The 13,419-nt window shown below is 40.0% G+C and carries 14 protein-coding genes and 1 other annotated feature; of the genes, 9 read left to right on the forward strand and 5 right to left on the reverse strand.

The window, feature by feature from the left end; all coding sequences use genetic code 11:
* Positions 1 to 11 precede the first annotated feature (11 nt).
* From ACMX9J_RS17785 to ACMX9J_RS17795, 3 genes are all read right to left on the reverse strand, one after another.
* On the reverse strand, positions 12 to 1,157 hold the full coding sequence (locus tag ACMX9J_RS17785; protein WP_033579587.1) for a glycosyltransferase family 4 protein: 1,146 nt from the start codon (positions 1,155 to 1,157) through the stop codon (positions 12 to 14).
* An 18-nt stretch (positions 1,158 to 1,175) separates the two neighbouring features.
* Positions 1,176 to 1,700, reverse strand: coding sequence for a phosphatase PAP2 family protein (locus ACMX9J_RS17790; RefSeq protein ID WP_028411846.1), 525 nt, complete (start codon positions 1,698 to 1,700; stop codon positions 1,176 to 1,178).
* Between the two features lie 191 nt (positions 1,701 to 1,891).
* Positions 1,892 to 2,419: a gamma carbonic anhydrase family protein gene (locus ACMX9J_RS17795; RefSeq protein ID WP_028411845.1), complete on the reverse strand. Its 528-nt coding sequence runs from the start codon at positions 2,417 to 2,419 to the stop codon at positions 1,892 to 1,894.
* Positions 2,420 to 2,526: 107 nt separating this feature from the next.
* On the opposite strand from ACMX9J_RS17795, the gene ACMX9J_RS17800 reads away from it, so the two are divergent.
* Both ACMX9J_RS17800 and ACMX9J_RS17805 read left to right on the forward strand, forming a co-directional pair.
* Entirely contained in the window at positions 2,527 to 3,303 is a 777-nt protein-coding gene (locus ACMX9J_RS17800; RefSeq protein ID WP_013059532.1) for an alpha/beta fold hydrolase, read from the forward strand.
* Positions 3,304 to 3,334: 31 nt separating this feature from the next.
* Complete coding sequence (locus tag ACMX9J_RS17805; RefSeq protein WP_028411844.1) at positions 3,335 to 4,393, forward strand: tetraprenyl-beta-curcumene synthase family protein; 1,059 nt, start codon at positions 3,335 to 3,337, stop codon at positions 4,391 to 4,393.
* A 12-nt stretch (positions 4,394 to 4,405) separates the two neighbouring features.
* Here the strand turns inward: ACMX9J_RS17805 and ACMX9J_RS17810 are convergent, their stop codons facing one another.
* The gene (locus ACMX9J_RS17810; RefSeq protein WP_033579588.1) at positions 4,406 to 4,975 is read right to left on the reverse strand and encodes a class I SAM-dependent methyltransferase; all 570 of its coding nucleotides are present in this window, start codon (positions 4,973 to 4,975) and stop codon (positions 4,406 to 4,408) included.
* The gene (locus ACMX9J_RS17815) at positions 4,972 to 5,934 is read right to left on the reverse strand and encodes a TIGR01212 family radical SAM protein (protein ID WP_033579589.1); all 963 of its coding nucleotides are present in this window, start codon (positions 5,932 to 5,934) and stop codon (positions 4,972 to 4,974) included. Before ACMX9J_RS17815 ends, ACMX9J_RS17810 begins: the two co-directional genes overlap by 4 nt.
* 169 nt (positions 5,935 to 6,103) lie before the next feature.
* Between ACMX9J_RS17815 and ACMX9J_RS17820 the strand changes: the two genes are divergently transcribed.
* The 7 genes from ACMX9J_RS17820 (at position 6,104) to ACMX9J_RS17850 (ending at position 13,415) form a co-directional block, all read left to right on the forward strand.
* Positions 6,104 to 6,367, forward strand: a complete 264-nt coding sequence (locus ACMX9J_RS17820) for a YtzC family protein (protein ID WP_013059528.1) — start codon at positions 6,104 to 6,106, stop codon at positions 6,365 to 6,367.
* A 12-nt stretch (positions 6,368 to 6,379) separates the two neighbouring features.
* Complete coding sequence (locus ACMX9J_RS17825; RefSeq protein WP_013059527.1) at positions 6,380 to 6,535, forward strand: hypothetical protein; 156 nt, start codon at positions 6,380 to 6,382, stop codon at positions 6,533 to 6,535.
* A 158-nt stretch (positions 6,536 to 6,693) separates the two neighbouring features.
* On the forward strand, positions 6,694 to 7,881 hold the full coding sequence (locus tag ACMX9J_RS17830) for an MDR family MFS transporter (RefSeq protein WP_028411841.1): 1,188 nt from the start codon (positions 6,694 to 6,696) through the stop codon (positions 7,879 to 7,881).
* 157 nt (positions 7,882 to 8,038) lie between these two features.
* A complete protein-coding gene (locus tag ACMX9J_RS17835) occupies positions 8,039 to 9,361 on the forward strand; it encodes a GntP family permease (RefSeq protein ID WP_048019676.1) in 1,323 nt (440 codons plus the stop codon).
* A 411-nt stretch (positions 9,362 to 9,772) separates the two neighbouring features.
* Positions 9,773 to 9,991 (forward strand) — a binding site (T-box leader).
* A 64-nt stretch (positions 9,992 to 10,055) separates the two neighbouring features.
* A complete protein-coding gene (leuS, locus tag ACMX9J_RS17840) occupies positions 10,056 to 12,470 on the forward strand; it encodes a leucine--tRNA ligase (RefSeq protein WP_028411839.1) in 2,415 nt (804 codons plus the stop codon).
* A gap of 239 nt (positions 12,471 to 12,709) precedes the next feature.
* On the forward strand, positions 12,710 to 13,021 hold the full coding sequence (locus ACMX9J_RS17845) for a rhodanese-like domain-containing protein (protein WP_028411838.1): 312 nt from the start codon (positions 12,710 to 12,712) through the stop codon (positions 13,019 to 13,021).
* Between the two features lie 214 nt (positions 13,022 to 13,235).
* Positions 13,236 to 13,415 carry a sporulation protein Cse60 gene (locus tag ACMX9J_RS17850; RefSeq protein WP_013059521.1) on the forward strand — a complete coding sequence of 60 codons (180 nt, stop codon included), beginning with the start codon at positions 13,236 to 13,238 and terminating at the stop codon, positions 13,413 to 13,415.
* Positions 13,416 to 13,419 lie beyond the last annotated feature (4 nt).

Below are 13,419 nucleotides of genomic sequence, written 5' to 3' on the forward strand. Positions count from 1 at the left end.
GGAGATTTTTTTTATGCCCATTGAATACCTTCAGCAGATTTTTCTACGACATCTTCATATTCTGAAAGCAAATGCTGAAAAATGGCGTCCCATGATTGAGTAAGAGCATAGTGTCTCGCTGCATGGCCAAAGTGAAGCCGCTGGTGCAAATCATCAAGTAAACCTGTAATAGCCGAACTGAATTCTTCTAAGGAGTGAGGTTTGCAAAGGTAGCCGTTTCGCCCGTGCTGAACCATCTGTTTAACTCCTCCTGCATTTGCTGCCACCACGGGAGTTCCAGAAGCAAGAGACTCCAGTACGACATTTCCGAACGTTTCTGTTTCTGAAGGGAAAACAAACAAATCAGATGAAGAATAGATATGAGCAAGTTGCTTACCTTCAAGAAAGCCTGTAAATGTCATATGCTCAGATGCTTGCTGTTGCATTTGTTCTTTTAAAGGACCATCTCCCACAATAAGCCAGTGAACTTGGTGGCGGATATGATCAGGTAAAGATCGGGCAATTTTTAGTAAAAAATCAGCGTTCTTTTCTTTAGCTAACCTTCCTACATACGTTAAGATGTAGGGTTTTTTTATATTATATTTAATACGAATATCAAAGCGGTCATAGTGGGGATGGAACAATTTGTGATTTACCCCTCGCGACCAAATAGCTACGTTGTGAAACCCTTGTTTTTCTAGCTGCTGTTTGGTCACTTCGGAGGGAGCGAATAATTTTTGTACAGGTTTATAAAACCATTTCATATATTTTTGCAGTGGTACACGCATTTTTTCAAGTTCATAGTGAGATAAATAATCATCAAAATTGGTATGATAAGAGCCGACAAGAGGAATACCTAATCTTTTTCCGTAATAGGAGCCGCAAAGCCCCATTGTAAAAGGAGTGGCCAAATGAATAAGAGAAGGGTTGAATTCCTGCAGCTGCTTTTTAATTTTTAGAACGTTTGGCAATGAAAAACGGCTGTTTGGATAAAGGAAAAACGGCATGCTAGGCGAGCGGTGAACATACGTTGAAAACGACCGATTATGAGCAAATTCAGGAGCAAATACCTGGATGGGAATTTGCTTTGATTTGACATACTGAGTAAATTGATAAAGTGTTTTAGCAGCTCCGTTAACTTCCGGAGCAAATGTATCTGTAAATAAAGCAATTCTCATGAGTACTCCTCCTATCAATTAGACTAAAAATATGTTCAGTGAAACAGCACCTGAAAAGATGCCGAGTATCAGGCCTACCATGACATCCGTCGGATAGTGCAGACCTAGATAAATTCTTGAAATGCCTACCGTTACTGCAAGCGGCAAAAGAACGGCAGCGAAGGCTGGGTAAGTAATCATCAGAGGGGTAACTAACGAAAAAATAGCCGTTGTATGCCCCGATGGAAATGAATGATCTTTTAATGGATTTTCTAATACTTTTGTATGCTTTAGTTGAATATAAGGCCGTTGTCTCGGATATAGCTTCTTAGCAATGGCAACAGGAATATGGCTAACGGCTAGAGAAAACGCACAAGCGTAAGCGACGGATGAAGGATGCAGAAATAGCAGCAAGCACGCTATCACAATGGTAAACGTGGCTCCGCCGGCATGAGTTAGTAAACGTAAAAATCTATTTAAGTGCTTTCGATCAAAATGTTGATTTACACTTTTGAATAATCGGCATTCGGCATCGTATACATACTGAATTAACTTGGCTTTCATAGAGTCGCTCCCTTTTTAATAAATACGTCTTTATTATTCAGTTTAATCTTTAATTGTGGAGGCAGTACTAAAACGATGTAAATTAATATGGAAATTTCTTTACAATTGTGGAGAGAATAGAACATGATTAGAGAGTTTGTGGAGATACTAAAAAAATTCCCTCAGTATGAATTTCTGAGGGAACGTTTCCTTTATAATGAAGAATCAGATTTCTTAATAGACTTATAATACTGCCCTTTTTCTACATATTCTGTACGAATGCGCTGCATATCTTTTAAATCCTCCTCAGTCAGAGTGCGGATTACTTTAGCAGGTCGACCGAGTGCGAGAGTATTAGGTGGTATTTTTTTACCGGGAGGCACTAAACTTCCTGCACCGATAAAAGCACCTTCACCAATTTCCGCACCGTCTAAAATAATAGAGCCCATGCCAATGAGCGCGCGTTTGCGGATGATGGAGCTGTGTAAAATAACTTGATGTCCTACTGTCACATCATCCTCAATAAGCAAAGGAGCATTTGGGCTTTGATGGAGTGTTGATTGATCTTGTATATTTACTCGTTTCCCGATAATAGTAGGCGAAACATCTCCTCTAATAACGGTGTTAAACCAAATGCTGCTTTCTTCACCAATGGTGACATCTCCAGTAATCGTGACATAGTCTGCCAGGAAGCAGCTGGGTGCAATATTAGGCATTTTTTCTTTATACGGATAAATCATCAAATCATCTCCCTTTATTAGTTGAAAAAAAGTAGTAAATCTTCTAATGTAAGTGTACAAAGGTTTTTAAAGCAGGTAAACAAAAAAAGGAAGAAGGAGTAACTCAAATGCATAAATGGGAAGCAGTAAATCCAAAAGGCGTTATTGTCATGGTCCATGGAGCAGCGGAGCATCACGGGCGCTATCGCTGGCTGATTGAGATGTGGCGTTCGGTTGGAATGCACGTAATCATGGGAGACCTTCCTGGCCAAGGCTTAACAACGAGAAGAAGAGGACATATCCTATCCTTTGATGAATATGTATATGAAGTGGAAGAATGGGTACGTGAAGCGCAAAAATATGATTTGCCTATTTTCCTGTTAGGACATAGTATGGGAGGACTGGCGGTTATTCGTACGCTGCAGACAAAAAATCTTCCTATATGGGGTGCGATTCTTTCCTCACCTTGTCTAGGATTAAAAGAGCAAGTACCAGCTTACTTAGATATGTTATCTAAAGGATTAAATAAAGTCATGCCGAACAAACTTTTTGATTTGGGTCTTACTGTTGAAAAAGCAACAAGAAACCAAGAAGTTCGAGATGAAGATGAAAACGACTCACTGTACGTTACAAAAGTTTCTGTAAGATGGTACCGAGAATTGATTCAAGCTGTTAACTTAGCTTTTAAAGATATCGATCGTTTGCCGGATGTTCCGCTTCTTGTGATGCAGGCAGGAGAAGATAAAATTATTGAAAAGCTGATTGTTAGACAGTGGTTTGATGAAATAGAGCTAAGTGAAAAAATCTACAAAGAATGGTCTCAGCTGTATCACGAAATCTTTAATGAGCCTGAAAGAGAATACGTTTTTACATACGCGAAAAGCTTTGTTGATCTTCACATTTAATGAGTGCTGTCAGAAATTGAGGTGAAAATAAATGAAGATTCCGTCTCGTCCTATTTCATTAATGAGAAAAATTTATCGAGAAGTGTTTCCCGTCGTTCATCATGAGCTTAACCATTGGCGGGAACGGGCAAAAGAGATTCCTAATAAAGAATTACGCACTCAAGCATTGGCAAGTATCGATACAAAAACTTTTCATTGTGAAGGAGGCGGCATCCTATCGATTTTAGCGAAAGAAAACATGATTGAATGCGTAAAATTTATCGTTGCCTACCAAACAATCAGCGATTACTTAGATAACTTATGTGACCGCAGCAATTCGCTCGATCCTAAAGATTTTGCAGCCTTACATGAATCGATGCCAGATGCGTTGACTCCTCATGCACCTCTTGGGGATTACTATCGTTTTCGAACGGATAAAGACGATGGAGGATATTTAGCGGAACTTGTCCAGACTTGTCAGCAGTCCTTGCGAAAAGCCTGTAATTACCATATCGTCTCTTCACATTTATTAGAACTAGCTACTTATTATTGTGATTTGCAAATACATAAGCATGTTGAAATCAAGGAAAGAGTTCCACGATTAGAGAATTGGTTTGATGCTCACCGGCACAGTGTTCCTGAAATGGAGTGGTATGAATTTTCAGCGTGCTCTGGTTCAACGTTAGGCATTTTTTGTTTGGCCGCTTACAGTTTTCAAGAAGAGATGACCAAAGAAATGACGGAGAAAATAAAAGCGGGATATTTTCCTTATATTCAAGGTTTACATATTTTACTCGATTATTTAATTGACCAAGAAGAAGATAAAGCAGGAGGAGATTTGAACTTTTGTTTTTATTATCCTCACTATCAGCAAATGATGGACCGCTTTTTACATTTTGTTGTAAAAGCGGACGAATATGCTAAAAAACTGCCGGATTATCACTTTCACTGCTTTATCTATAAGGGACTCCTGGGCGTTTATTTGTCCGATCAAAAAGTGAGGGCACAAAAACATGTTCATGTGAATGCACGTCGATTAATCAAAGCGGGGGGAGCACTCAGCTACTTTTTCTATATCAACGGACGCTTGTACCGAATGTTAAAAAGATAAGCCATATGCGGCTTATCTTTTTTCAATAGCAATGATGAACGGAGGATTGTTTTGCTGATTCATGAAGCGATATTGTAAAACATGGACGTCTTTTTGATCCAGATTTTGGACGTACGTTAGTAAATCGTCTCTTTCTTGTTTCCCTTGTTCGTGTCCGTGATAAATAACGAGCACAATCACTCCTTCAGGTGCTAGCAAATCAAGTAACTGCTCAATTGCAGAAATTGTTGTTTCAGAAGTGGTGACGATGTCTTTATCTCCACCTGGTAAATAACCTAAATTAAAGACAGCGCCCGTCACTCGTCCATTAATAGAGTGGGGAAGCATGCTTATATTGCTATGGCTTTCTTGGATAAGCGTGACTCGTTTTTCTACATGATGTTCTGTCAATCGCTGCTGAGTTGCTTGAATGGCTTGGGGCTGAATGTCAAATCCATATACATGACCTGTATCTCCGACTAAGTTGGCTAAGAACAATGTATCATGTCCATTTCCTGCTGTAGCATCAATCGCGACATCTCCTTCGGCCACAGCATTAGTGAGCAACGTGCGGGCAAAAGGCAGGATACGTTCTATTTTCATCTTTCCATCAACTCTTTTTCGTAATATTTTCCTTGATAGCTTTGGCGACGTTCGAGCTCTTGATCAATGGCATTTAATACGCTCCACTTATTTACGCTCCACATCGGTCCGATCATGAGGTCTATCGGTCCATCACCGGTAATACGATGAACAATCATCTCAGAAGGGATTACTTCGAGCTGATCGCATACAAGCTTTACATATTCTTCAAATGAAAGAAATTCAACAAGGCCCTTTTCATACTGTTTGACCATAGGAGTTCCTTTTAGTAAATGAAGCAGATGAATCTTAATTCCTTGAACGTCTAATTTTGCTACTTCCCGTACCGTTTCCATCATCATCTCAGGTGTTTCTAAAGGCAAACCATTAATGATGTGAGAACAAACGCGAATACCGTGTTTTCGAAGCTTTGCTACACCATCTACATAGCATTGGTGATCGTGTGCCCGGTTGATAAGCAGTGAAGTTCGTTCATGAACAGTTTGCAGTCCAAGTTCTACCCATAGATAAGTTCGTTCATTTAATTCAGCCAAGTACTCCACCACATCGTCGGGGAGACAGTCAGGGCGCGTGGCGATAGAAAGCCCAACAACTCCGGGAAGCTTTAAGACCGCTTCATATTTTTCACGAAGCTCCTCAACAGGAGCGTGAGTGTTAGTGAATGCTTGAAAGTAAGCAACGTATTTTCCGTCTTTCCATTTATGATGCATTTTTTCACGGATTTCGTTAAATTGTGTCACAAGATCATCCGCTCTGTTTCCAGCGAAATCTCCTGAACCGGCAGCGCTGCAAAACGTACAGCCGCCGTGAGCTACCGTGCCGTCTCTGTTTGGACAATCAAATCCTCCATCTAAGGCTACTTTAAATACCTTATGGCCAAAGTGGTTACGTAAGTGGTAATTCCAGGTATGATAACGTTTGTTTTCAGATTTATACGGAAATGGGTTTGTCTGATTCAAATCAGCAACCTCCTTTTTACATGCAATATACATCAACAAATTGTATCAAAAACGTGAAAAAGTGCCAAACAAATTTAAGGATGCTTATATTTAACAGGTTCTTCTTGTCGTAAAGGAGAGTAAAGTTGCGCAAAATAAGACAGAAATGAACGAATAGGAGGAATAGACAATGACAACTCGTCAAGCAGTGGATCAACTTATGCAGCAGTGTGAAGATGCTATTCGCTTTGGACAAGGTCAGTTACAGGAAGGCATGAAACAAGAACATTACAATGATACTGAATATACAAAAGCACAGGAAAAATTAGAAAATGCTTATAAAGAAATTGAAGAGTTTTCTCACAGTGCAAATGCACAGCAAAGAGAGCAGCTATATCGCATGCGCCTGCAAGTTCAGCAGCTGCAAAATAAATTGATTACAACTCAGCATTAAGGAGAGGATTTTATGGCAACTCGTTCAAATCAAAATAACCCGGAACAAAAAACAAAAAACGGGATCAACAGCAATGATATTGAGCTAGGAAAAGATTTTGATCCTGTAAAAGAATTAAAAGCACGGAACAGCAAGCGTGCCCAGCCGGTTCGTTCGAAGCAAAAATAAGCGGTAAAAAGGTGATTTTGCATGATATTGTCATGTGAAATCACCTTTTTAAATAGTCAGCGAATTTCAAATAAATTGTCTATATGTAAAAGCATTGCGAACCCTTTAAGAAAAGACTAGAATGTACGTTGGCATTCGAATAGATAGGGGGGAGATCAATGCCCAAGTCACTTTGGTTTTTGATTATTGGTATGCTTGTAAACGTAACGGGAGCTTCGTTTTTATGGCCTCTCAATACAATTTATATAAATGAACATTTAGGAAAGTCGTTATCCGTTGCAGGAGTGGTTCTTATGCTGAACTCTGCTGCAAGCGTAGTGGGTAATTTACTAGGGGGAACGCTTTTTGACAAAATTGGAGGATATAAATCCATTTTATCAGGAATTATTATTACCCTTGTTGCATTAGTGGGACTGGTGTTTTTCCATGGTTGGCCTACATACGTTGTTCTCTTGGTTATTGTAGGGTTTGGATCTGGTATTGTGTTTCCATCTATGTATGCAATGGCAGGCTCAGTCTGGCCACAAGGCGGAAGAAAAGCATTTAATGCGATGTACGTTGCTCAAAATGCAGGAGTGGCTATTGGCGCAGCGGTAGGGGGCGTTGTAGCATCCTATTCATTTACGTATATTTTCTTAGCTAATACAATTTTATACGTTATTTTTCTTCTTATTGCTATTTTTTCATACCGTCATATTTCGGTTACAGTTGGGCAAACGAATGTCCTTAATGAAGCCGGTAGTATTCAGCACAAAACGAAACTGACGGCCCTTCTTATTTTATGTACAGGATACGTATTATGCTGGGTCGCGTATGTTCAGTGGCAAACAACGATTGCTACGCATACGCGTGAGTTGAATATACCTCTTTCTAGCTACAGTTTGCTTTGGACGATTAACGGCATTTTAATTGTAGTCGGTCAGCCTTTGATTGTGCCTATCATTCAAAAAGTAGCAAAGACATTAAAAGTACAGGTTCTAATTGGAACGGTTATTTTTGTGGCTTCTTTCATCATCGTGGTGAATGCCACAACATTTTCGCAGTTCTTAACAGCAATGATTGTGTTAACAGTTGGAGAAATGTTTGTTTGGCCAGCAATTCCAGCTGTCGCAAGTCAGTTAGCTCCATCAGGAAAAGAAGGGTTTTATCAAGGCGTAGTCAACAGTATGGCTACTGCAGGTAAAATGATTGGCCCTCTCTTTGGAGGCGTTATTTTCGATGCGTTTAATATGTCTACCCTGTGCTATTTATTAATTGCACTATTGTTATTTAGCATGTGTACAACATGGATATACGATTATAAATTAAAAGAAAAACGTCAGCGTTCACTAACCATCTCTAAATAAATAGAGGTGGTTTTATTTTTGACTGTTCAATAAACGTAGGAATGTCTTCAGTATTCCTTTAATAATATAGTAAGGGTCGTGACAAGCAAAGAAAGGAGTATATACCTGTAAAAATGTAAGCGTTTTCTAATTATATGACTTCTTGGGGGGCTAGAATATGCTTAGTATGATTGGATTAATTGGAGGATTATTGCTGCTCATTGTATTAACGATGAGAGGCATGAATTTATTTATAGCAGGTCCGCTTAGTGCTTTAGTTGTTGCGTTAACAAGCGGAATGCCTTTATTTCCACAGCTGGTGAAAGAAGGAGAAGCAAATTTTGTTGGGAATTATATGTCTGGTTTCACAGGATTTATTGCTTCTTGGTATTTAATGTTTCTATTGGGCGCCGTTTTTGGAAAAGTGATGGAAGACAGCGGGGCCGCTGATAGTGTTTCTCGCTGGATTGTCAGTAAACTAGGAATGAAAAGAGCAGTGTTGGCGATTGTACTTGCCTGTGCGGTCTTAACATATGGAGGAGTCAGTCTGTTTGTAGTAGCATTCTCTGTCTATCCAATGGCTTTAAGCTTATTCAAACAAGCTGATTTGCCGAGGCGGTTTATCCCTGCTGCTTTAGCATTCGGTTCCGTTACGTTTACGATGACCTCGGCTGGATCGCCTGAAATCCAAAACTGGATTCCAATTGAATATTTAAAGACTAGTCCGTATGCAGGATGGGAAGTTAGTTTAGTTGTAGCGGTAGTGATGGCTGTATTCGGCTACTGGTGGTTAAAGCGCTTGATTTCAAAAGCAGTTAAAAATGGAGAGCGTTTTATATCACGCGAGAAAGATCCAGCAGTAACGGAAAATCAGTCTCTTCCTAATCCGTTATTAAGTTTGCTTCCGCTTGTGGTCGTGCTCATTATTTCTTTTGCACTTCATAAGCCGCTTCAGCAATCTGCGTTGATTGTCGCACTTTTAAGCGGTATCATTGTCACATACATTGTGAACCGAAAACACTTTAAAGGATTTTGGAATGCAGCATCAGAAGGGACGCTTGGAGCGTTAATTGCAATTGGGAATACAGCTGCTGTCGTAGGTTTTGGAGGGGTTGCTAAGGCTGTTCCCGCGTTTGGAGTGGCTGTAGATGCCATGACGCATATTCCAGGCAGTCCGTTGATAGGGGGAGCTATTGCGGTGAGTGTTATCGCGGGGATGACAGGTTCGGCTTCAGGAGGTCAGGCGATTGCTTTGCCAATTTTAGCCCCTCACTATCTAGATGCTGGTGTAAATCCAGAAGCTCTCCATCGTGTAGTAGCTATATCTTCTGGCGTATTAGATTCCTTGCCTCATAATGGTTATGTCGTCACCACAATTAATTCTATTTGCGGAGAAACTCATAAAGATGCGTATGGATCAGTTGCAGCGATGACGGTAGTTGTTCCGCTTGTTGGTCTCGTACTTGCGATTATCCTGTTTTCTTTTGGATTTGGTATTTAATAATAGCTGTTAAAGAAAGTAGAGGCGGGGACAAAAGTATTTTAGCTGAAGGAAGATCCGAACGATAAATCGTTCGGATCTTTTCATTATTATGGTGAACTCGGCTTTTATGTGTTTAGTTGCTTTAAGCTGTTGATTGGAGCGCAAGATGAAGCCTTGCACGGAAATGAACAGTTTTGTAGCAAGGAGTCCAGATATCCTATTTATTCAGCTTTAGATAGGATTAACTTAATTATGTCTAAATCTCTTTGTTTGGCGTTGTATGTATGTTTTTGGGAGAAGTTGTTCATATATAAGAATGAAAGAGGGGATTTAGCAACAAAGCAGTGAGGCAGTGTAGAAACTTTTACAAAATCCGTTGAACAACTTGCAGTTTGCGAACATATTATTTACAATACAAGGTAGTATGATGTAAAAACTATGATAAGGAATAGTAGTGAACGAAGCGAGCTAAGAGAGCTGACGGGTGGTGCGAGTCAGCAAACGGGCGTTCATGAACTCACCTTGGAGTTGTAAATGTGAAGTAAAGTAACATTTACCGTCTATCCGCGTTAAGGAAAATGAGTGAGTACATAATTGTGCTAATTTGGGTGGTACCGCGGGAAGTTTATTCAACCTCTCGTCCCTTTGTTTGAGGGATGAGGGGTTTTTTAGTTTAATTAAATACAGCTGGAGCGTACAAGGAGGATTATGTATGGCTTTTAATCATGAAAAGATCGAACAAAAATGGCAAAAAGTTTGGGAAGAAAATAAAACATTTAGAACAACAGAAGATGAAGGAAAGCGTAAGTTTTACGCATTAGATATGTTCCCTTATCCATCTGGGGCGGGTTTACACGTTGGGCATCCAGAAGGTTATACAGCAACGGACATTTTATCTCGTATGAAGCGTATGCAAGGATACAATGTACTTCATCCAATGGGATGGGATGCATTCGGACTACCTGCTGAGCAGTATGCATTAGATACAGGAAACGATCCGGCTGAGTTCACTGAACTTAACATTAATAATTTCCGTCGTCAAATCAAATCGTTAGGTTTCTCTTACGATTGGGAGCGTGAAATTAATACGACTGATCCTAACTACTACAAATGGACGCAGTGGATTTTCTTACAGCTATATAAAAAAGGCTTAGCTTATGTGGATGAAGTAGCTGTTAACTGGTGTCCTGCGTTGGGAACAGTACTTGCAAACGAAGAAGTTATAGATGGCAAAAGTGAGCGCGGTGGGCATCCGGTTGAGCGTCGTCCAATGAAGCAGTGGATGCTTAAAATCACAGCTTATGCAGATCGTTTACTAGAAGATTTAGATGATCTTGATTGGCCAGAAAGTATTAAAGAAATGCAGCGAAACTGGATTGGCCGCTCTGAAGGAGCTCACGTTCACTTCACAATTGATGGATATGACGAAACATTTACTGTGTTCACAACGCGTCCTGATACGCTGTTTGGGGCAACGTATGCCGTTTTAGCACCTGAACATCCGTTTGTGGATAAAATTACGACAGCCGAACAAAAAGAAGCGGTAGAAGCGTATTTAGATCAAATTAAAAGCAAAAGCGATTTAGAGCGTACAGACTTAGCTAAAGACAAAACGGGCGTATTCACAGGTGCTTATGCAATTAACCCTGTAAACGGTGAGAGAATGCCAATTTGGATTGCTGACTATGTTCTAATGAGCTATGGTACAGGTGCAATTATGGCTGTTCCTGCTCATGATGAGCGTGATTATGAGTTTGCTGTTAAATTTGAACTGCCGATTAAAGAAGTAGTAGCGGGTGGAGACGTTTCAAAAGAAGCTTATACAGGCGACGGCGAGCACGTTAATTCAGACTTCTTAAATGGTCTAGACAAAGAAGAAGCAATTTCAAATATGATTCAGTGGCTTCAAGCAAATGAAAAAGGTGAAAAACAAGTAACATACCGTCTGCGTGACTGGTTATTCAGCCGTCAGCGCTACTGGGGTGAACCGATTCCTGTTATTCACTGGGAAGATGGCACAACAACTGCAGTTCCTGAAGATCAGCTTCCGCTTGTTTTACCAAAAACAACTGAAATCAAGCCGTCAGGTACAGGTGAATCTCCATTAGCAAACATTGATGACTGGGTGAACGTTGTAGATCCGGAAACGGGCAAAAAAGGGCGCCGCGAAACAAATACAATGCCTCAATGGGCAGGCAGCTGCTGGTATTACTTACGCTACATTGATCCAACGAACAGCGAAGCATTAGCAGATGCAGACAAATTAAAAGAATGGTTGCCGGTTGATATTTATATCGGTGGAGCTGAACACGCTGTTCTTCATCTATTGTATGCTCGTTTCTGGCATAAATTTTTATATGATATCGGCGTAGTTCCAACAAAAGAGCCGTTCCAAAAACTGTTTAACCAAGGTATGATTCTTGGAGAAAACAATGAAAAAATGAGTAAGTCAAAAGGTAACGTTGTAAACCCAGACGAAATCGTAGAAAGCCACGGTGCAGATACGCTTCGCCTTTACGAAATGTTTATGGGACCGTTAGATGCATCCATTGCTTGGTCAACAAAAGGGCTTGATGGTGCACGCCGTTTCTTAGATCGTGTATGGCGTTTACTTATCGAGGATAATGGTGAATTAAGCAGCAAGGTTCAAGAAAGCAATGATACTACACTTGAACGCGTATATCACCAAACGGTGAAAAAAGTAACGGAAGATTACGAAGGTCTTCGTTTTAATACAGGTATCTCTCAACTTATGGTATTCATCAACGACGCATACAAAGTTGATGTGCTGCCAAAGCAATACGTAGAAGGATTTGTGAAGCTATTAGCACCAATTTGTCCTCATACAACTGAGGAATTATGGAGCAAACTAGGCCACGAAGATACGATTTCATATGAAGCTTGGCCTGCGTTTGATGAAGCGAAACTTGTAGATGATGAAGTGGAAATTGTCGTTCAAATTAACGGTAAAGTACGTGCAAAATTAAACGTACCTGCTGAGGCATCTCGTGAAGAGCTTCAAGATATTGCAATGGCTAATGAAGATGTTCAAGAGTTCATTGAAGGTAAGACAGTACGCAAAGTGATTGCTGTGCCTGGTAAATTAGTAAACATCGTAGCTAATTAAGTATTGATGTAGAACAGTCCTCCTGACTAAAGAGCAGTCAGGGGGGCTGTTCTAGACCTAAGGGCCTGATGTCCCCCTTTCGGGGTTGACATCAGGCCCTTAGTTAAACCTTTAACTACGATTGGAAAAGCTTAGGTAGGCTGCTGCTTAAGCTTTTCTTATTTAGTGGCATAAAGGTATTTGAATTTGCTACAATAGCGATAGCAAGCTGAATGAAAGAATAGAGAGGAATGACGAAGATGGAAGAAGTAAAAGTGATTACGCCTGAAGAGCTTCAAAAACGCGTTGAAAATGGAGAAGAGCTTCATTTAGTTGATGTTCGCGAAGATGAGGAAGTAGCAGAAGGAATGATTCCAACTGCTAAACACATTCGTATGAATGATATTCCAACTAATGTGGATTATTTCGATAAAGAAAAAGAATATATTTTCATTTGCCGTTCTGGACGCCGCAGTGAAAACGTATGTTACTACCTTCAAGAACAAGGTTATAAAGTAACAAATATGGTTGGCGGTATGTTAGAGTGGGAAGGAAAAACGGTTAATAAATAAGAAAAAGCGCCTTTGACAGGCGCTTTTTTCTTTTGGAATGAAACTTCTACCATTCGACTAAAATGATAGTAGCAAAACAAATGATGACTAAATCTATAAAAGTCTTCATAAAAATAGAGGTAGGAAGAAGTTGGAAATCAGTACGAAAGCCATCATTGAGAGAAGCAGTCCATTCTGATTGAAACAAATTTGATAGGACAAGGTGGTAGAAGCTATGATACAGGTGAAAATGTTTGATAAAGAGCATGAAAAAGATTTAGAGTTTGCGGTGAACCGATTTTTACGCAAATTAGAAGATGAAGACGTCGTGGATATTAAGTACCAAGTCACAGTGGATGTTGATCGTGATGAGCAGGTGTACTGTTTTTCAGCCATGGTTATGTATAAAGCCTAGCATA

This window comes from Priestia sp. RMT2NF4 (assembly GCF_047872835.1).
Taxonomy (GTDB): Bacteria; Bacillota; Bacilli; order Bacillales; family Bacillaceae_H; genus Priestia; species Priestia zanthoxyli.